This is a genomic window from Nocardioides eburneiflavus (genome assembly GCF_004785795.1).
Classification (GTDB): domain Bacteria; phylum Actinomycetota; class Actinomycetes; order Propionibacteriales; family Nocardioidaceae; genus Nocardioides; species Nocardioides eburneiflavus.
In genome coordinates this window covers 1,707,709-1,724,657 of record NZ_SRRO01000001.1, presented here as the reverse complement: position 1 = coordinate 1,724,657, position 16,949 = coordinate 1,707,709, and the positions used below count along the sequence as shown (strand labels likewise).

The 16,949-nt window shown below is 72.4% G+C and carries 15 protein-coding genes and 1 pseudogene; 7 read left to right on the top strand and 9 right to left on the bottom strand.

What is annotated here, in order from left to right; all coding sequences use genetic code 11:
• Window positions 1-10 precede the first annotated feature (10 nt).
• The gene (locus tag EXE59_RS08100; protein WP_135838449.1) at window positions 11-448 is read right to left on the bottom strand and encodes a roadblock/LC7 domain-containing protein; all 438 of its coding nucleotides are present in this window, start codon (window positions 446-448) and stop codon (window positions 11-13) included.
• Window positions 445-3,825: a sensor histidine kinase gene (locus EXE59_RS08095; RefSeq protein ID WP_135838448.1), complete on the bottom strand. Its 3,381-nt coding sequence runs from the start codon at window positions 3,823-3,825 to the stop codon at window positions 445-447. Before EXE59_RS08095 ends, EXE59_RS08100 begins: the two co-directional genes overlap by 4 nt.
• 312 nt (window positions 3,826-4,137) lie before the next feature.
• On the opposite strand from EXE59_RS08095, the gene EXE59_RS08090 reads away from it, so the two are divergent.
• Together EXE59_RS08090 and EXE59_RS08085 are read left to right on the top strand one after the other, a co-directional pair.
• Window positions 4,138-5,322, top strand: a complete 1,185-nt coding sequence (locus EXE59_RS08090; protein WP_135838447.1) for an endonuclease — start codon at window positions 4,138-4,140, stop codon at window positions 5,320-5,322.
• A gap of 23 nt (window positions 5,323-5,345) precedes the next feature.
• Window positions 5,346-6,794: a serine hydrolase domain-containing protein gene (locus EXE59_RS08085; protein WP_135838446.1), complete on the top strand. Its 1,449-nt coding sequence runs from the start codon at window positions 5,346-5,348 to the stop codon at window positions 6,792-6,794.
• Window positions 6,795-6,802: 8 nt separating this feature from the next.
• Here the strand turns inward: EXE59_RS08085 and EXE59_RS08080 are convergent.
• Window positions 6,803-7,350, bottom strand: a pseudogene (locus EXE59_RS08080) (AIM24 family protein).
• 290 nt (window positions 7,351-7,640) lie between these two features.
• On the opposite strand from EXE59_RS08080, the gene EXE59_RS08075 reads away from it, so the two are divergent.
• Both EXE59_RS08075 and EXE59_RS24455 read left to right on the top strand, forming a co-directional pair.
• Window positions 7,641-8,576, top strand: a complete 936-nt coding sequence (locus EXE59_RS08075; protein ID WP_246056612.1) for an acyl-ACP desaturase — start codon at window positions 7,641-7,643, stop codon at window positions 8,574-8,576.
• On the top strand, window positions 8,573-8,962 hold the full coding sequence (locus EXE59_RS24455) for a DUF2237 family protein (RefSeq protein WP_246056610.1): 390 nt from the start codon (window positions 8,573-8,575) through the stop codon (window positions 8,960-8,962). Before EXE59_RS08075 ends, EXE59_RS24455 begins: the two co-directional genes overlap by 4 nt.
• Here EXE59_RS24455 and EXE59_RS23710 read toward each other — a convergent pair.
• Window positions 8,946-9,107, bottom strand: coding sequence for a hypothetical protein (locus EXE59_RS23710; protein WP_168218442.1), 162 nt, complete (start codon window positions 9,105-9,107; stop codon window positions 8,946-8,948). The genes EXE59_RS24455 and EXE59_RS23710 overlap by 17 nt on opposite strands.
• A gap of 25 nt (window positions 9,108-9,132) precedes the next feature.
• Entirely contained in the window at window positions 9,133-9,693 is a 561-nt protein-coding gene (locus EXE59_RS08070) for a helix-turn-helix domain-containing protein (RefSeq protein WP_135838445.1), read from the bottom strand.
• A gap of 78 nt (window positions 9,694-9,771) precedes the next feature.
• Between EXE59_RS08070 and EXE59_RS08065 the strand changes: the two genes are divergently transcribed.
• Window positions 9,772-11,346: a bifunctional NAD(P)/FAD-dependent oxidoreductase/class I SAM-dependent methyltransferase gene (locus EXE59_RS08065; protein ID WP_135838444.1), complete on the top strand. Its 1,575-nt coding sequence runs from the start codon at window positions 9,772-9,774 to the stop codon at window positions 11,344-11,346.
• Window positions 11,347-11,470: 124 nt separating this feature from the next.
• On the opposite strand, the gene EXE59_RS08060 is transcribed toward EXE59_RS08065, so the two are convergent.
• Window positions 11,471-11,983 carry a gluconokinase gene (locus EXE59_RS08060; RefSeq protein WP_135838443.1) on the bottom strand — a complete coding sequence of 171 codons (513 nt, stop codon included), beginning with the start codon at window positions 11,981-11,983 and terminating at the stop codon, window positions 11,471-11,473.
• On the bottom strand, window positions 11,980-13,347 hold the full coding sequence (locus EXE59_RS08055) for a GntP family permease (protein ID WP_210428932.1): 1,368 nt from the start codon (window positions 13,345-13,347) through the stop codon (window positions 11,980-11,982). The genes EXE59_RS08060 and EXE59_RS08055 overlap by 4 nt, the downstream gene beginning before the upstream one ends.
• A gap of 135 nt (window positions 13,348-13,482) precedes the next feature.
• Here EXE59_RS08055 and EXE59_RS08050 point away from each other — a divergent pair, with 135 nt between their 5' ends.
• Window positions 13,483-13,788 carry a WXG100 family type VII secretion target gene (locus tag EXE59_RS08050; protein WP_168218441.1) on the top strand — a complete coding sequence of 102 codons (306 nt, stop codon included), beginning with the start codon at window positions 13,483-13,485 and terminating at the stop codon, window positions 13,786-13,788.
• Here the strand turns inward: EXE59_RS08050 and EXE59_RS08045 are convergent.
• Complete coding sequence (locus EXE59_RS08045) at window positions 13,754-15,316, bottom strand: acyl-CoA synthetase (protein WP_135838440.1); 1,563 nt, start codon at window positions 15,314-15,316, stop codon at window positions 13,754-13,756. The genes EXE59_RS08050 and EXE59_RS08045 overlap by 35 nt on opposite strands.
• A 7-nt stretch (window positions 15,317-15,323) precedes the next feature.
• Window positions 15,324-16,115 carry an SDR family NAD(P)-dependent oxidoreductase gene (locus EXE59_RS08040; protein WP_135838439.1) on the bottom strand — a complete coding sequence of 264 codons (792 nt, stop codon included), beginning with the start codon at window positions 16,113-16,115 and terminating at the stop codon, window positions 15,324-15,326.
• Between the two features lie 124 nt (window positions 16,116-16,239).
• On the opposite strand from EXE59_RS08040, the gene EXE59_RS08035 reads away from it, so the two are divergent.
• Window positions 16,240-16,923, top strand: a complete 684-nt coding sequence (locus EXE59_RS08035) for a TetR/AcrR family transcriptional regulator (RefSeq protein WP_246056607.1) — start codon at window positions 16,240-16,242, stop codon at window positions 16,921-16,923.
• Window positions 16,924-16,949: the final 26 nt, after the last annotated feature.

The following is a 16,949-nucleotide window of genomic DNA, read 5'->3' as shown; positions in this document are numbered from 1 at the left end:
GCGGAGCCGGTCAGCCGCCCGTACCGACGCGGGCCTGGGCCTCGACGGTACGTCCCACGCGGTCCACCAGCAGGGCCATCTCGTAGCCCACCTGGCCGATGTCGGCCTCCTCGGTGGTGAGCACGGTGAGGTTCGACCCGTCGCCCACGCTCATCAACATCAGGAAGCCCATCTCCATCTCGACGATGGTCTGCATCACCGAGCCGCCCTCGAAGAGGCGCGCGGCGCCGACGGCGAGGCTGGCCAGGCCGGAGGAGACGGCCGCGACCTGCTCGGCGCGCTCGCCCGGGATGCTGGTGCTCGACGCCATCAGGAGGCCGTCGGCGGACACCAGGATGGCGTGCGCTGCGTCGGGTACGTCGTCGACGAATCGCGACATCACCCAGTCGAGGTCTCGGTCGTCACCAGCGGTGCTGGCGGCGGGGGCGGCGGCGGAATCGTGAGTCATGCGGGGCCTGCTTCCGTGTGCTGGGTGGAACTCTGGGCTGCTCGTCGACCGCGGGACACTCCCGCGGTGTGTGCCTGGAGGCGGCGGCGGATCGCTTCAGGGTCGCGCGTCTTGGCTGCCGTCGGTGGAGTAACGCTACCGGGAACGAGCCGCTCCCCGGGGGCGCGTCGCGGAAGTCCGACGGGGGTCGACTCGACGGCCGGCGCCTCCTCGGCGACGTGCTCGGCGATCTCCCACCCGCGATCCACCTCGGTCTCGTGGATCTGGGTCGCGTCGCCGGTGAGCCAGCCCGACCGCATCGACTTGAAGATCGGCGACTCGCCGCCGGCGCGAGCCGGCTCGGCGCGGTCCGGCAGGCCGTTGGTCCCGCTGGTGCCGTTGGTGCCGTTGGTGCCGTTGGTGCCGTGACCGGCGCCCAGCGCCGCGGCGGGGGGCTCGTACGCCGGCTGCTGCCACACGGACGGCTCCGGCTCGGGAGTGGGCTCGGGCTCCGGCTCGGCGACCGGCTCGGCGACCGGCTCGGGCGCGCTCTCCCGGGAGCGGGCGACGGGGGCACCGAGGCCCAGTGGGTCGTTCGCGTCGACCTCCACCTCGTGGACGGCCTGCGCGACCTCGGGCTCTGGCTCCGGCTCGGGCTCTGCGGCAGCGACCGGCTCGGCCTCGAGAGCGGTGAGCTCGTCGAAGGCGTCCGCCGGCAGCGGGTCGGAGAGTGGGTCGTGGGCCCGGACCGGCGCAGCTGCGGGCTCGGGTGCGGGCTCGGTGACCGGAGCCTCGGTCCGCGCGTCCTCGGCGACGCTGGCGTCGACGACCGTCTCGTCCACGACCGTCTCGTCCACGACCGTCTCGTCGGCGACGTCGGTCGCCTCCGTCTCGGACTCCGCCTCGGTCTCGGCGATCCGCGCCTCCTGCTCGGCCTGGGCGCGCTGGCGCGCAGCGAGAGCGGTGATCGGCACCACGCGGGCGACCTTCTCGACCCGCTCGGTGGCGGCACCCTCGCGTGCGGAGGAATCGGCCGCGGCGGGTGCCTCGGACGGCTCGGGGCGCTTGCCGAAGAGCGGACCGGTCGCCGTGGAGGTCTCCGGCGGCAGGAACGCGTCGGCACCCGTGCGGGGCATGTTGGCGCCCGGGTCGCGACGCGGCAGCAGGCTGCCCAGAGGCGGACGGTCCGGGGTCGGCTCCGACCCGCCGGTGGCCGCTGCGGCCGCGGGCTCTGCGGCCTCCGACGTACGGTCGGCGTCCGGCGCCGACACGGCGGCGGCAGAGGTGGCGGCAGAGGTGGCGGCAGCCGTCGGGGCAGCCGCGGTCAGGGGCTCGAGCTCGGCCTCCTGCTTGGCGGCCTTCGCCTCGGCGGCGGCCTCCTGCTTGGCGGCCTTCGCCTCGGCGGCGGCCGCGCGCTCCGCGGCCTTCGCCTCGGCCTTCTCCGCGCGGGCACGATTGCGGGCCTCACGCTTGGACAGGACCGGAGCGGCGACGGCGGCGGTCTCGAGGACCTCAGTCGTGCCGGCGGCAGCCGCGTGCTGCGCCGCGGCGGCGGCCGGGGCTGCGGGGGCGCCGGACTGCGGCAGGTCGGGCAGCACGGAGGGCGGGAGCGTGACGGTGGCCGTCATGCCTCCACCGGGGTTGCGGGCCAGGTGGGCGTCGATGTCGTGGCGCTCCGCAAGGCGCGAGACCACGAACAGGCCCATCCGGCGAGCGGTGTCGGGCGTGGCCTCGGCACCGTGCTCGAGGTCGCGGTTGAGCTGCTCGAGCTCGGCCGGCGGCACCCCCAGCCCGGAGTCGGTGATGGTGATGGTGACGCCCTCGGGGCCCTGCTTGGCCGCGAGGCGTACGGGCTCGGCCGGCGGCGAGAACGACAGCGCGTTGTCGACGAGCTCGGTCAGCAGGTGGACCACGTCGGCTGCGGCCTCGTCACCGACGCGGGTGTTGAGGTGCGACAGGATCTGCACGCGCTGGTAGTCCTGCACGCCCGACGTCGCGGCCTGCAGCGCCTCACCGACGGTGAGGCTGAACTGGCCGGCCGCACGGTTCGGCGCGTCGGCGAGGATCAGCAGCGAGTCGGCCGTACGACGCATCCGCGAGGCGAGGTGGTCGAGGCGGAACAGCGACTCGAGGCGCTTGGGGTCCTCCTCGTCGTGCTCGAGGCGCTCGATCTGCGCGAGCTGCTGGTTGACCAGCGAGGTCGAGCGGCGCGACAGCGTCACGAACATCGCGTTGACGGTCTGCCGGAGCTGGGCCTCGCCCGAGGCGAGGTGGATGGCCTGGCGGTGGAGGTCGTCGACCGCTCGCGCGACCTGGCCGATCTCCTCGTTGGTGGTGACGTCGATCGTCCTGATCGGCTCGGGCTCCTGGCCCGCGCGGATCCGGGCGACGGCGTCGGGCAGGCGGTGGCGGGCCACGGCGAGCGCACCCTCGCGGACCTTGCCGATCGGGCCGAGGAGGCTGCGGGCCACGAAGAAGGCCAGCGCGATCGCCGCGGCGAGCGCGAGGAGCGTCAGGACCGCGCCGACGAGCGCGTTGCGCTGGGCGTCGGAGGCGGCCTCGTCGAGGGTGTCGGTGACGCCGCTGACGAGCGTCTGGGTGATCTCGTCGTAGGGGAGGTACGCGTCGCGGCCGTCGAGGTCGGTCGCGGAGTCGTCGCGGATCTGCCCCGCGTGGCGGGTGTTCTGCGTACGCAGGAGGGCCGTCTGCTCCTCGGCGCCCTCGACGGAACCGGCGAGACGGTCGATGGCCGCGGCCTCCACGCCGATCTCCGAGAAGAGCTCCTGCGAGCTCGACTGCGAGAGCGTGGTGGCGAGCAGGCCCTGCTGGAGGGCCAGCGAGAGCCGACCGCTCATGACCTGGGACAGCTGCTCGAGGCGCGGCTCGGGGGTCTCCTGCGCGGCGTTCACACTGGTGATGAGCTGCGAGACGCTCGACTCGAGCTGGCGGACGAGCGCGATCCAGGTGGCCGGGCCGAGGGTCTCGGCACCCTCACCGCGCATGGCCTGGCTGAGGTCGAGCAGCGCGTTGACGTGGGCGGTCTGGAGCTCGTCGAGGTCGGCGTTGTCGCGCGCCTCGACGAGGGTCTCGGCATTGGTGGTGATGTCGCTGATCGCGTCGATGAGGTCGCCCTGGCTGGCGGCGCTGTCGGTCTGCGCGGCCACCATCGCGGCCTCCGACGCGGTCAGGTAGTCGACCGCGGGCTGGATGATCGTGACCTGCTGGGCACTGCGGGACGCCTGCCGGGAGTCGCCGTAGTCGGCGGAGACGCGCAGACCGCCGAGGACCGCCGCGAGCAGCAGCGGGATCGCCAGGGCCAGGGCCATCTTGCGGCCCAGCGGCCAGCCGGCGACCGAGAGACCCGAGCCCTTGCGGGTCCGGGCTGCATCCTGAGTCATGTGTGCCTCGCGTTTTGGTGAGCGACTACGACGTCGAAACTTCCCGGTGGGACCGGAGCAGACTCAACCTAAGGAGTCTCGCGACATTCCGTGGCGTTTTCGCAGAACTGGGGTGGTGGGGGTGTATGGGGCCTCGCGGCGCCCGGTGGAGCGTGCGCAGTGTCCCACCGGCACCACCGACCACACCAGACCCGTTGCCGAAGCGTTGCAAGTGACAGGTGGTGCAGCACCTCCGTGGGGCACCCGGTCCGCGGCGACGGTTCACCTTCAGGCCCTTCCGCGCGGGACGCGGGTGCGGCAGGCTTCACCGCCATGACCCCACATCTCGGGAAGGGTCGTGCCCGCCCGACCTCCCTCGCCTCCTCGCTCGCCGCCGCCCTCGCCCTCGTGCTCTCCCTGGTGCTGCTGCTGCCGTCCGTCACCGCGCCCGCCACGGCCGCCACCCCCCTCACCGTCAGCCAGGCGATCGGCCAGCAGACCGGCGCGACGCAGACCGTCCGCGGCTACGTCGTCGGGCAGCCGACCGCCACCAACACGGTCGTACGCTCCAGCTTCCCCAACGACTACGCGCTGGCGATCGCGGACTCCGCGTCGCAGACCAGCACGTCGTCGATGCTCTACGTGCAGATCCCCTCGGCCTTCCGCTCGCAGTGGGGCCTGAGGACGAACCAGTCGCTGATGGGCAAGCAGATCGACGTCACCGGCGCACTGGCGTCGTACTTCTCCCACCCGGGCATGACGAGCACGTCGGCGCTCGCGCTCTCGGGCGGCGGCACCACCGAGCCGCCGCCGACCGGCGGCAGCAGTCCGTGGGACTCGACCTATTACGCCCCGGCCGTCGGCAAGACCGGCACCGCCCTGCGCACCTCGCTGCACGACATCATCGACGACAACACGAAGCTGTCCTACGACGCGGTGTGGACGGCCCTCAAGGACACCGACCAGGACCCGGCCAACAGCTCGAACGTCATCGAGCTCTACACCGGTCGCTCCATCTCGAAGTCGAGCAACGGCGGCAGCACCGGCAACTGGAACCGCGAGCACGTGTGGGCGCAGTCGCGCGGCGGCTTCACCACCAGCGCCGGCCCCGGCACCGACCTGCACCACATCCGGCCCGAGGACGTGACGGTCAACTCGATCCGCGGCAACAAGGACTTCGACGACGGCGGGTCCGCCGTCTCGGGGTGCACCGACTGCTGGACCGACGGCGACTCCTTCGAGCCGCGCGACGCCGTCAAGGGCGACGTGGCGCGGATGCTGTTCTACATGGCGATCCGCTACGAGGGCGACGACGGCTTCACGGACCTCGAGATGAGCTCGACGGTCGGCACCTCGTCGTCGCGGCTCGGCGACCTCGAGACGTTGCTCGCCTGGAACGCCGCCGACCCGGTGAGCACCTTCGAGATGCGGCGCAACGACCGCATCCACGCCCAGTGGCAGGGCAACCGCAACCCGTTCATCGACCACCCCGAGTGGGCCGCCGCGATCTGGAACTGAGCTGCCCGTCGTATGGTCGGGCGATGGAGGACCACCTCGGTTCAGCGCTCCCCCGCAGCCTGCCGGCCGACGAGCACGTCGACCCGGCTGCCGTGCTGGCCACCGTGGAGGCGATCGACGCCGATCCGGCGGTGGAGCTGCACAGCCTGATGGTGCTGCGGCACGGGCGCGTGGTCGCCGAGGGCTGGTGGGCACCGCACACGCCCGAGCGCACGCGGCTGGTCTATTCCCTGAGCAAGAGCTTCACCTCGACCGCGCTCGCGTTCGCGCTGGAGGAGGGACTGGTCGACCTGGACGACACCGTGGTGTCGCACTTCCCTGAGCTCGACGGCGACATCACCGACCCGGGCAGCAGGTCCATCACGGTCCGCCACGTCGCCTCCATGGCCAGCGGCCACGACCGCGAGATGATCGACGAGGCCCTGGCCCTTGACCCGCACGAGCCGGTGCGCGGGTTCCTGATGGTGCCGCCGGACGCCCCGCCGGGGACCCTGTTCGCCTACAGCCAGCCGTGCACGTACGCACTGGCGAGCATCATCCAGCGCGCCGCGGGCATGCCGCTCAGTGCCTACCTGCGACCCCGGCTGCTCGACCCGCTCGGCATCGGGGAGGTCGGCTGGGCGACCTGGCCGCCCGGTCGCGAGCAGGGGTTCAGCGGCCTGTTCGCCCGCACCGAGGACATCGCCAAGCTCGGTCTGCTCTACCTCCGACGCGGGCGGTGGGGACAGACGCAGCTGATCCCCGAGGCGTACGTCGAGGAGGCGACGTCGCGCCAGGTCGACAACCCGGACATGGAGAACCCCGACTGGCGCCAGGGCTACGGCTTCCAGTTCTGGATGGCACGCCACGGCTACCGCGGCGACGGTGCCTTCGGCCAGTTCTGCATCGTGCTGCCCGAGCACGACGTCGTGGTCGCGACGACCGGCGGGACCGAGGCGATGCAGGCGGTGCTCGACCACCTGTGGACCCACCTGCTCCCGGGGCTGCGTGAGGACCGCCCCGAGGACGGCGCCCAGCCGGAGCTCGAGCGCCGCCTGCGGGGGCTGTCGCTCGCGCCGCACGCCGCACGCAGGCAGCCGGGCGGCCAGGAGGGCTGGACGTCGCCGTTCGCCGTGGCTCCCGGGACGGGGCTCACGTCCGTGGGAGTCGAGCGGGCGGGCGACGGCCTCGAGGTCACCCTGGTCGAGCCGGACAATGCGTTGACGTTCCCCGTGGGGACCGACGGCTGGCTGGCGTCGTCACCCCTCGACGCCCACGGCGACGTGGTGCCGGTCGCGGCGTCCGGCGGCTGGGACGACGACCGCACGCTGCGGGTCGAGGTCGCCTTCCTCGAGACGCCGCACCGCCTGCGCCTCACCTGCTCGCTGCCGGCACGCACCGCGGAGGCTGCCTGGCACACGACCCCGCTGGACGGGGGTCGCCTGGCGACCTTGCACTGCCCGCGCCTGCGGGCTCCACTCCCGCGTGGGTGAGGGCCGGCTCAGCCGCCGGCGCCGTGGCTGTGGGGCGGCACGACCGGCCCCTCGGAGGGCTGGACGACCACGAAGCCGGGGCCCTGGAAGGCGTACTGGAACGCCTCGCCGGTCCCGCCGCGCAGCATCGACTTCACGTTCATCGAGTTGACGACCTGCGGCACCAGACCGGCCGACCAGCAGACGGCGGCGTTGATGTCGACGTACGTCGGGGCCTGCGAGCAGTCGAGGATCAGCGGCTGCCCGTCGCCGTGCCCCGGCCCTGGATGAGCGTGTTGAACATCCCGCCGCTCATCATCCCGGCGCCCTTGACCCGGTGCACGTCGTAGTCGAGCGTGGCGTCCATCGCGAGCAGCGCGCTGCCGTTGACCGAGAGCCCGTCGTCCTCGAGCTGCACGAGGAAGACGTCCTTGGCGGCGTCGGCGAAGAAGACCTCGCCCTGGCCGGCGACCGTCATGAGCGGCGTGTCCTCGGAGGTGACCAGCCGGCGCATCATCTTGCCGATCGAGCCCGCCGATTTGTGCTCGAAGGTCACCTGGCCCTGGTAGGCGACCATCGACCCCTTGGCGGCGAGCACCGGCTCACCGAGCACCGCCCGCAGCGTCTTGCGGTGGTGGAGGCTGAACCGCTCGGCGGTCGCGTTCTCCTGGTTGGCCTGGTCGAACAGCTCACTGCGCATGTGTCCCCCGTGTCGAGAAGAAGCGGTGTCGTGGCGGCCTGGTCGGCCGCACCACGGCGAGCCTAGAAGAGGACCGATCGGGGCGACACTCTGGTCACGCGGACCCTCGGGGTGTAGGCAGGGGTCCGAGGACACCGCGCCCTCGCACTCACTCGAGGAGATGGACCATGGCCGCTCTCGACACCGCAACCCTCCTCGCCGAGCTCGAGCCCACGGTCGAGGACAACCTCAACCGCCACCTCGGCCTGGCCGACGAGTGGATGCCGCACGAGTACGTCCCCTGGAGCCTCGGGCGCGACTTCGCCGACCTCGGCGGGGAGCCGTGGGAGGTCGCGCAGTCGCAGCTGTCGCCGATCGCGCGCACGGCGCTCGAGGTCAACCTGCTCACCGAGGACAACCTGCCGAGCTACCACCGCGAGATCGACCGCGCCTTCGGTCGCGACAGCGCCTGGGGCACCTGGGTCAACCGCTGGACGGCCGAGGAGGGCCGGCACGCGTTCTGCATCCGCGACTACCTCCTCGTCACCCGCGGTGTCGACCCCGTCGAGCTCGAGCGCGCGCGGATGGAGACGATGGAGACCGGCTACGAGGCGCTGGACAAGTCGGTGCTCAACGTCTGCGCGTACGTCTCCTTCCAGGAGCTCGCCACCCGCATCTCGCACCGCAACACCGGGCGCTACACCGAGGAGCCGATCGCGGAGAAGTTGCTCGGCCGGGTCGCCAAGGACGAGAACCTGCACATGATCTTCTACCGCAACATCGTCGCCGCGGCCCTGCAGCTCGCCCCGAGCCAGACCATGCGGGCGATCACCGAGGAGGTCGTCGACTTCCAGATGCCGGGCAGCGTGATCCCCGGGTTCTCCCGCAAGGCGGTGCAGATGGCCAGGGCCGGGATCTACGACCTGCGCATCCACCACGACGACATCGTCACGCCCCTCCTGAAGAAGTGGGGCGTCTGGGAGCTCGAGGGCCTCGACGAGGACGGCGAGCGGGCGCGCGAGGAGCTCGCGGCAGCGGTGTCCGCCCTCGACGCCGAGGCCACCCGCTTCGTCGAGCGTCGTGCCGAGGCCGAGGCCAAGAGGGCCGCTCGGCAGTCCTCGTGAGCGAGCGCAACGTCCTCGGCGGCGAGCTCGAGCCCTGCGGCACCGACCCCGTCACCGGCTTCCACCGCGACGGCACCTGCACCGTCGGACCGCACGACGCCGGCCTGCACGCGGTCTGCGCGGTGATGACCGAGGAGTTCCTGGCCCACCAGCGATCGGTCGGCAACGACCTCTCGACACCTCGCCCGGAGTGGGACTTCCCCGGCCTGGTGCCGGGTGACCGGTGGTGCGTCGTCGCGGTGCGCTGGCTCCAGGCGTACGACGACGGCGTGGCCGCACCGGTCGTGCTCGCCGCCACCTCCGAGCGCGCCCTCGACGTGGTGCCGTTGCCAGTGCTGCAGCTGCTCTCGGTCGACGTGCCGCCGGACCTCAGCGCCTGGGGCTGACCCGGCCCTCCGCGGACGTTGGTGCCGGCCGCGCACGCCCGCCGAGCACGATCCGCGTGACGAGCGCGCCCAGCAGGACGAGCGCCGGCATCACCAGCCAGCCCGCCGCGAGCACGGCGGCGGTGGCACCGCACGACCGTGGCACGCGTCGACGGCGCCGCGGCTCACGCCTAGGAGCGGACGTGCATCCGCTCGCCCTGCGGCCCGAAGATCGCCAGCACCTCGGCGGGCGTGGGGCCGGGGTTGCCGACCCAGTGGGGCGTACGGGTGTCGAACTCGACCACCTCCCCGGGCTCGAGGGTGAGGTCCTTGGTGCCGAGGACGAGCCGCACCCGGCCGCTCAGCACGTAGAGCCACTCGTAGCCCTCGTGGGTGCGCAGCGACGGCGCAGGCACGTCGTCGACGGGGATGACCATCTTGTAGGACTGGAGCCCGCCCGGTCGGCGGGTCAGCGAGATGAAGGTGCGGCCGTGGCGCACCACCGGCCTGGACCGCACCCGCGGGTCGCCCGTCTCGGGTGCGTCGACGAGCTCGTCGAGCGCCACCCGGTGGGCTCGCGCGAGGGGCAGCAGGAGCTCGAGCGTGGGCTTGCGCTGACCCGACTCCAGCCGCGAGAGCGTGCTGACCGAGATGCCGGTCTCCTCGGCCAGGTCGGTCAGCGTGGCCTCGCGCTCGAGCCGCAGCTGGCGCAGCCGCGGCCCCACCCCCCTCAGCACGCCCTCGTCGTCCATGGCGCCAGTCTGCCCGGGCTTTGCTGATATGGCAAGGATGTTTGTCATTTCGGCGAGGACGGGTGCACCATCGACGACATGAGTGAGATGACGACCTATGACGTGGTGGTGGTCGGCGGCGGCGCAGCCGGCCTGAGTGGTGCGATGGCCCTGGGCCGGTCGAGGCGGTCGGTGCTGGTCATCGACGCCGGCGAGCCACGCAACGCCCCGGCTGACCATGCCCACAACTACCTGGGCCGGGAGGGTGTGCCCCCGCTGGAGCTGCTGGAGATCGGCCGCCGTGAGGTGGCGCAGTACGGCGTCGAGGTGCTCGCGGACCGGGTGGTCGGCCTGTCCGGCGAGGTCGACGACTTCCTCGTCACGACGGCCGGCGGCCGGCGGTTCGGCGCCCGCCGCGTGCTCGTCACGGGAGGCGTCGTCGACGAGCTGCCCGACGTCCCCGGGCTGGCGGAGCGGTGGGGCGTGGACGTCCTGCACTGCCCCTACTGCCACGGCTGGGAGGTGCGCGACCGGGCGATCGCGGTCCTCGCGACCAGCCCGATGGCCGGCCACCAGGGCCTGCTGTTCCGCCAGCTGTCGGACGACGTGGTGGTGGTCGTGCACGATGGCGTCGAGATCCCGGACGAGGAGGTGGAGCGGCTCGGCGCCATCGGCGTCCGGTTCGTCCACGGCACCCCGCAGGAGGTCGTGGCCTCGGACGACGGTGACGCGCTGGTCGGGCTGCGGCTGGCCGACGGCTCGGTGCTCGAGCGCGACGCCATCGTGGTGGCCTCGCAGCCGCACGTGCGCGCCGACTTCCTCGGCCCCCTGGGCATCGAGCCCGCGCCGTTCGAGATGAACGGGCTCACCGTCGGCTCGGTGATCGCGGTCGAGCCGACCGGCGCGACGTCCGTTCCCGGGATCTTTGCCGCCGGCAACGCGACCGACATCTCGATGATCCTGGTCGCGTCCGCGGCCCACGGCACCCGCGTCGGCGCGTGGATCAACGCCGAGCTCGCCTCCGCCGACGCCGCCCGCGCGGTGCAGGAGAGGCGGGACGGGTTCTTCGAGCGCCCGGCGTGGGAGGAGCGCTACTCCGGCGAGCGGGTCTGGAGCGGCCGGGTCAACGTGCAGCTCGCCGCGGAGGCGCCGCCGCTGCCTCCCGGCCGCGCGCTCGACATCGGGTGCGGCGAGGGTGGCGACGCGATCTGGCTCGCGTCGCAGGGCTGGCAGGTGACGGCCGTCGACTTCGCCGACGCCGCCCTTGCCCGGGTCACCGAGCACGCGGACGAGGCAGGCGTCGGCGACCGCGTCGAGACCCGCCGCCTCGACGTACGCTCCTTCGACCCCGCCGGCGAGACGTGGGACCTCGTCACCTCCCACTTCTTCCACCTGCCCGACGGGGGCATGCCCGACGTCGTACGCCGGCTCGCGTCCGCGGTCGCACCGGGCGGCACCCTCCTGGTGGTCGGGCACCACCCCGACGACCTGGCCACCGGGCTGCGGCACGGGCACGACACGTTCATGTTCACCGCCGACCAGCTGGTGCCGGCGCTCCCGGATGACTTCGAGGTCGAGGCGTGCGAGGCGCGGCCGCGCACGCAGGCGCACCCACACACGGGCGAGGAGATCGCGATCGCCGACGCCGTGCTCAAGGCCCGACGCAAGGACTGACCGCGTGCCACGGTGCTCGACGCGGGCATCGTCGTCCTGAGCCGACTATGACACCGAGATGGACGCTGGACGCCCGACATGGCGGGCGTTGAGCGGACCTACGTCCGCTCGAGTCGGGCCGTGGTCACGCCAGCCCGAGCCGCGCCAGCACCATCGCCGCGAGCCGGTCCACCGGCAGGGCGGGGTCGACGTCCATCCCGGCCTCGTCGGCGCCGAGCGGCTCGAGGGTGTCGAGCTGCGACTCCAGCAGGCTGGGCGGCATGAAGTGGTCCCGGGCGTTCATCCGCTCGAGGAACATGTGCTTGTCACCCGTGCAGTGGACGAAGAACGTCCCCTCGCCGCCGCGGCGCAGCACGTCGCGATAGCTCCGGCGCAGCGCGCTGCAGGTGATGACCGTCGGCTCGTCGCGGGCATCGCGCTCGGCGGTCCAGTCGGCGAGGGACTCCAGCCACCCCCAGCGGTCGGCGTCGGTGAGCGGGGTGCCCTCGCTCATCTTCGCGACGTTCTCGGGCGGGTGGAAGTCGTCGCCCTCGGCCATCTCCCAGCCGAGCCGCTCCTGCACGGCGCGCGCCACGGTCGACTTCCCCGACCCGGAGACGCCCATGAAGACGAGGTGGTGCGGCCGGGGTGTGCTCATCCCACGGCCCAGATGCCGAGCGCCAGCACGAAGATGCTCACGCCGAGGGTCGTCTCCATCACCGTCCACGTCTTGAGGGTGGTCTTCACGTCCATCCCGAAGAACCTGCTCACCAGCCAGAAGCCGGAGTCGTTGACGTGCGAGAGCACGGTCGCGCCGGCTGCGATCGCCAGCACGAGCGCGACGAGCTGCACCGACGACGGGTCGGCGTCGACGACCGCGGCGGACAGCAGCCCGGCGGTCGTGGTGAGCGCGACCGTCGCGGAGCCCTGGGCCACGCGCAGGATGGTGGCGATGACGAAGGCCGAGATGATCAGCGGGAGGCCGAGGTCGGCGAGCGAGTCGGACAGCGCGCCGCCGATGCCGCTGTAGCGCAGCACGCCGCCGAACATCCCGCCGGCGCCGGTGATGAGGATGATCGCGCAGATCGGTCCGAGCGCGTCGTTGAGGAGGTCCTCCACCTCGGCACGGGAGTGGTGGCGCACGGCGAGGGTGTACGTGGCGACGAGCAGCGCGATGAGCAGCGCCACCGGCGTCTGGCCGATGAACACCAGGGCGTCGACGAACCCGCCCTCGGCGGCGATCGTCTCGTTGGCCCGCAGCGTGGTCAGGACCGTGTTGAGGCTGATCAGCACCAAGGGCAGCAGCAGGATCGCGAGCACGTGGGCGAAGGCCGGGCGGTCGCCCTCGTCGGGCGCGCGGCCCCCGGTGAGGACCGAGTCGTCGATCGGCACGTGGACCCTGCCGAGCCAGCCGAGCGTGACGGCGTACACGCCGACGGCCCAGGCGACGACCGCGGCGACCACGCCGATGACCAGCGTCAGGCCGATGCTCGCGCCGATCTCGGTGGCCGCGGTGACCGGTCCCGGGTGCGGCGGCACGATCGCGTGCATCGCCGCGAAGGCGCCGGCCGCGGGGAGGGCGTACATGAGCACGGAGCCGCCGAAGCGCTTGGCGACCGAGAAGATGATCGGCAGGAAGACGACCAGGCCGGCGTCGAAGAAGATCGGCAGGCCGAACAGCAGCGCCGCGACGCCCAGCGCGAGGGGCGCGCGCTTCTCACCGAAGCGGCTGATCAGGGTGTCGGCCAGCACCTGGGCCCCACCGGTGACCTCCAGGATGCGACCGATCATCACGCCGAGGCCGACGAGCAGCGCGACCGCGCCGAGGGTCGACCCGAACGCTCCGATCGCGACCGCGGGCACGTCCGCCACCGGGACACCGGAGACGATCGCGGTGGCCAGGCTGACGAGCACGAGCGCCACGAAGGCGTGCATCCGCAGGGCGATGATCAGCACCAGCAGCACGGCGACGGCGAGGGCCGCGATCACCAGGAGCGTGCCAGCGCCATGGACGGGGGTCATGGGATCCACAGGAGTACCTCCGAGACGGGTTGCCCCACCCTAGGCCTCTGCGGCGGGGAAAGGACACGCCACGGTTCTCCACAGATCCCGTCAAGTCCCTGTCGGTGCGACGGGTCCGCGGGTGATGGTCGGGAGATGATCCTCTCGGGCCACCTCCACCACGACCGGCACAGCCGTACGGCCGCCGACCGTCTGTCCGACCGGCTCGCCGACATCGACGCGCGGCGTCGGGTCGCCGAGCGCAGCGTCGACGCGCTCCTCGCCTCGTGGCAGGGCGGGGCCGCCCTCCACCAGCAGTCCGGGTGGCAGGACTGGGACCTGGCCGCCCACGACGTCATCGACGCGCTGTCCGCGCTCATCGTGGCGCTCGACCTCGCTCGCGAGGAGCTGACCGACGCCCGGGCGATCAGCCAGGCGCCGCGTCCGCGATCCGGGACTTGATCTCGGCCTTGAGCACCTTGCCGACCTTCGAGCGCGGCAGGTCCGGCCACACGTGCACGTCCTTGGGGGCCTTCACCGAACCGATCCGCTGCTTGACGAAGCTCCGCAGGTCGTCGGGGTCGACCGTCGCCCCGGGGTGCGGCTGCACGACGACCGTGACGCGCTCGCCCCACTTCTCGTCGGGCAGACCGACCACGGCGCAGTCCTGGACCGCCTCGTGGGCGAGGACGGCCTGCTCGACCTCGGTCGAATACACGTTGAAGCCGCCGGTGATGATCATGTCCTTGGCCCGGTCGACGATGTGCAGGAAGCCTTCCTCGTCGAGGAAGCCGATGTCGCCGGTGTGCAGCCAGCCGTTGCGCAGCGTCCGCGCCGTCTCCTCCGGGTCCTTCCAGTAGCCGGCCATCACCAGGGACGACCGCGCGCAGATCTCACCCCGCTCCCCCTGCGCCACCGGGTGGTCGTGCTCGTCCAGGATCGCCACCCGCACCAGGGGCGCCGGGCGCCCCGCGCTGGTCAGCCGCTCGGTGGCCACCGAGCCGTCGGCGCGGAAGTGGTCGTCCGGCGGCATCATCGAGATCATCATCGGCGCCTCGGTCTGGCCGAAGAGCTGCGCCATCACCGGCCCGATCCTGGTCAGCGTCTCCTCCAGGCGGGACGCCGACATCGGCGCCGCGCCGTACCAGAAGCACTGGAGGCTGCTCAGGTCCGTCGCCGCCAGGTCGGGGTGGCCGAGCACCATGTAGACCAGCGTCGGCGGCAGGAACGTGTGGGTGACGCGGTGGTCCTGCACGAGGCGCAGGAAGTCGCCGACGTCCGGCGCGCGCATGATCACGACCTCGCCGCCGAGGGACATCACCGGGAAGCACAGCACGCCGGCCGCGTGGGTGAGCGGGGCGAGCGCGAGGTAGACCGGCGGCCCGTCGAACGGGTAGCCCACCAGGGTCAGCGCCGTCATCGTCTCGAGGTTCGTCGGCGTGAGCATCACGCCCTTGGGCCGGCCGGTGGTGCCGCCGGTGCCGACGAGCATGGCGAGCTCCCCCGGGGCCGGCGGGCCGAGCCGGTCGGGCACCTCGACCCCGGCGCCGCGGTCGAGGAACTCCTGCCAGGTCAGCGATCCGTCGGCGGCAGTCTTGTCCCCGTCGAGGCAGACCCACGTGTGGATCCGGGGCAGCTCGTCGCGGATCGCGGCCACCAACGCGGCGAAGCCGGACTGGTAGAGCACCACCTCGGTGTCGAACAGCTCGAGCAGCTCGCGGTTCTCCGCGGCCTCGTTGCGCGGGTTGATCGGGCACCACACCGCGCCGGCGCGGCTGATGCCGAAGACGCAGGTGAACGCGACCGGGTCGTTGGCCGAGAGGATCGCGACCCGCGCGTCCTCGCGTACGCCGCTGCCGCGCAGGGCCGCCGCGACCTCGTGGGACAGCGCGACCACCTCGGCGTACGACCGCGTGGTGCCGTCGGTGGTCAGGCAGGGGCGGTCGGCACCCAGGCTGGCGCCCTTGTCGAGGTAGTCGTGCAGCCGCATCGGCTCCTCACATGCCCATGCCGCCGTCGACCGGGATCCCGGCGCCGTTGATGAACCGCGACGCGTCGGAGGCCAGGAAGACCACCGCGTCCGCCATGTCGTCGACCTCGCCGAGGCGGCCGGACGGGGTGAGCTCGATGACGGCGCCGACGGCCTCCTCCGCGCTGCCGTAGAGCCCGAGCGAGGCCATGTCGTTGGCGAGGCCGGCACCCATCGCGGTGGGCACCAGGCCGGGATAGATGCAGTTGACGCGTACGCCGTAGCCGAGCTTGCCGGACTCCATCGCCGCCACGCGGGTGAGCCGGTCGACCGCGGACTTGGTGCCGCTGTAGACGGCGATCGCGGGGAACGCGATGGTGGCGGCCACCGACGAGATGTTGATGATCGACCCGCCCTTGCCGGCCGCACCGTCGGGGCGCATGGCGCGCAGGCCGTGCTTGAGGCCGAGGGTGGTGCCGAGGACGTTGACGTCGAGCATCGTGCGGATGTCGTCGACCTGCACCTCGGTGAGCAGGCTGGTGATCTCGACGCCGGCGTTGTTGACGAGGACGTCGAGGCCGCCGAGCTGGTCGACGCTGGCCTGCACGGCCGCCTCCCAGCCGGCCTCGTCGGTCACGTCGAGGCGGACGAACCCGTGCCCGTCGCCGAGCCCTGCGGCGGTCTCGGCGCCCGCCTCGTCGATGTCGGCGATCATCACGCGGGCACCCGCGGCCGCCAGGGCGCGGGCCATGCCCTCACCGAGGCCCTGGGCGCCTCCCGTCACGAGTGCGACGCGTCCGGTCAGGTCGGTTGCGGTCATCGAGGTCTCCTCAGGGCAGCGGGGGCGAGTGATGGCGATCACACTGACCGCCGGTCTTGACGACTGTCAAGAAAATCTTCCACTGGTCCGTCCCAGCCCCTGCCGCGCGCGTAGGATGCCGCGCGTGCCGTCCACCGCCCGCGCCGTCGCCGACCCCGCTGCCGACCCCGCAGCCGACCGCGCAGCCGACCCCGCTGCGCCGTCGGCGTCGCGGTCGAGCAAGCACGAGGACCGGCGGCTCCAGCTCGCCGAGTCGGCGCTCGTCACCCTCGGCACGCTGGGCTACGCCAGGACCTCGCTGCGCGAGATCGCGCAGCGCTCGCCGTTCTCGCACGGGGTCGTGCACTACTACTTCTCCAGCAAGGAGGAGCTGATCACCTCCTGCGTGCGCCACTACAAGCGCACCTGCGTGACCCGCTACGACGAGATCGTGGCCTCGTCCGCCACCGCGCCGGAGCTGCAGTCGCGCTTCGCCGCCAGGCTGGCCGGGACCATCCGCGACGAGGGTCCGATGCACCAGCTCTGGTACGACCTGCGCAACCAGTCGATGTTCGAGCCCGCGCTGCGCGAGGTGGTGACCGAGATCGACGGCCAGCTCGAGCAGATGGTCTGGCGGGTGGTGTCGAGGTACGCCGAGCTCGCCGGGCGCCCACCGTCCCTCGACCCCTCGACCGCCTACGGCATGCTCGACGGCCTCTTCGCCCAGTCGCTGCTCGCTTGGGCCACCGGTCCGGAGGCCGAGCGCGAGGACGTGCTCTCCGTGCTGACGGCACGCGTCGACTCGCTGATGCCGTCGCTGCTGGCCTGACGAGTTCTCCACAGATCGTGCCGCCG

Coding starts and splice junctions, on each gene's coding strand:
- EXE59_RS08100 (WP_135838449.1), bottom strand. CDS start 448: ATGACTCACGATTCCGCCGCCGCCCCCGCCGCCAGCACCGCTGGTGAC.
- EXE59_RS08095 (WP_135838448.1), bottom strand. CDS start 3,825: ATGACTCAGGATGCAGCCCGGACCCGCAAGGGCTCGGGTCTCTCGGTC.
- EXE59_RS08090 (WP_135838447.1), top strand. CDS start 4,138: ATGACCCCACATCTCGGGAAGGGTCGTGCCCGCCCGACCTCCCTCGCC.
- EXE59_RS08085 (WP_135838446.1), top strand. CDS start 5,346: ATGGAGGACCACCTCGGTTCAGCGCTCCCCCGCAGCCTGCCGGCCGAC.
- EXE59_RS08075 (WP_246056612.1), top strand. CDS start 7,641: ATGGCCGCTCTCGACACCGCAACCCTCCTCGCCGAGCTCGAGCCCACG.
- EXE59_RS08070 (WP_135838445.1), bottom strand. CDS start 9,693: ATGGACGACGAGGGCGTGCTGAGGGGGGTGGGGCCGCGGCTGCGCCAG.
- EXE59_RS08065 (WP_135838444.1), top strand. CDS start 9,772: ATGAGTGAGATGACGACCTATGACGTGGTGGTGGTCGGCGGCGGCGCA.
- EXE59_RS08060 (WP_135838443.1), bottom strand. CDS start 11,983: ATGAGCACACCCCGGCCGCACCACCTCGTCTTCATGGGCGTCTCCGGG.
- EXE59_RS08055 (WP_210428932.1), bottom strand. CDS start 13,347: ATGACCCCCGTCCATGGCGCTGGCACGCTCCTGGTGATCGCGGCCCTC.
- EXE59_RS08050 (WP_168218441.1), top strand. CDS start 13,483: ATGATCCTCTCGGGCCACCTCCACCACGACCGGCACAGCCGTACGGCC.
- EXE59_RS08045 (WP_135838440.1), bottom strand. CDS start 15,316: ATGCGGCTGCACGACTACCTCGACAAGGGCGCCAGCCTGGGTGCCGAC.
- EXE59_RS08040 (WP_135838439.1), bottom strand. CDS start 16,115: ATGACCGCAACCGACCTGACCGGACGCGTCGCACTCGTGACGGGAGGC.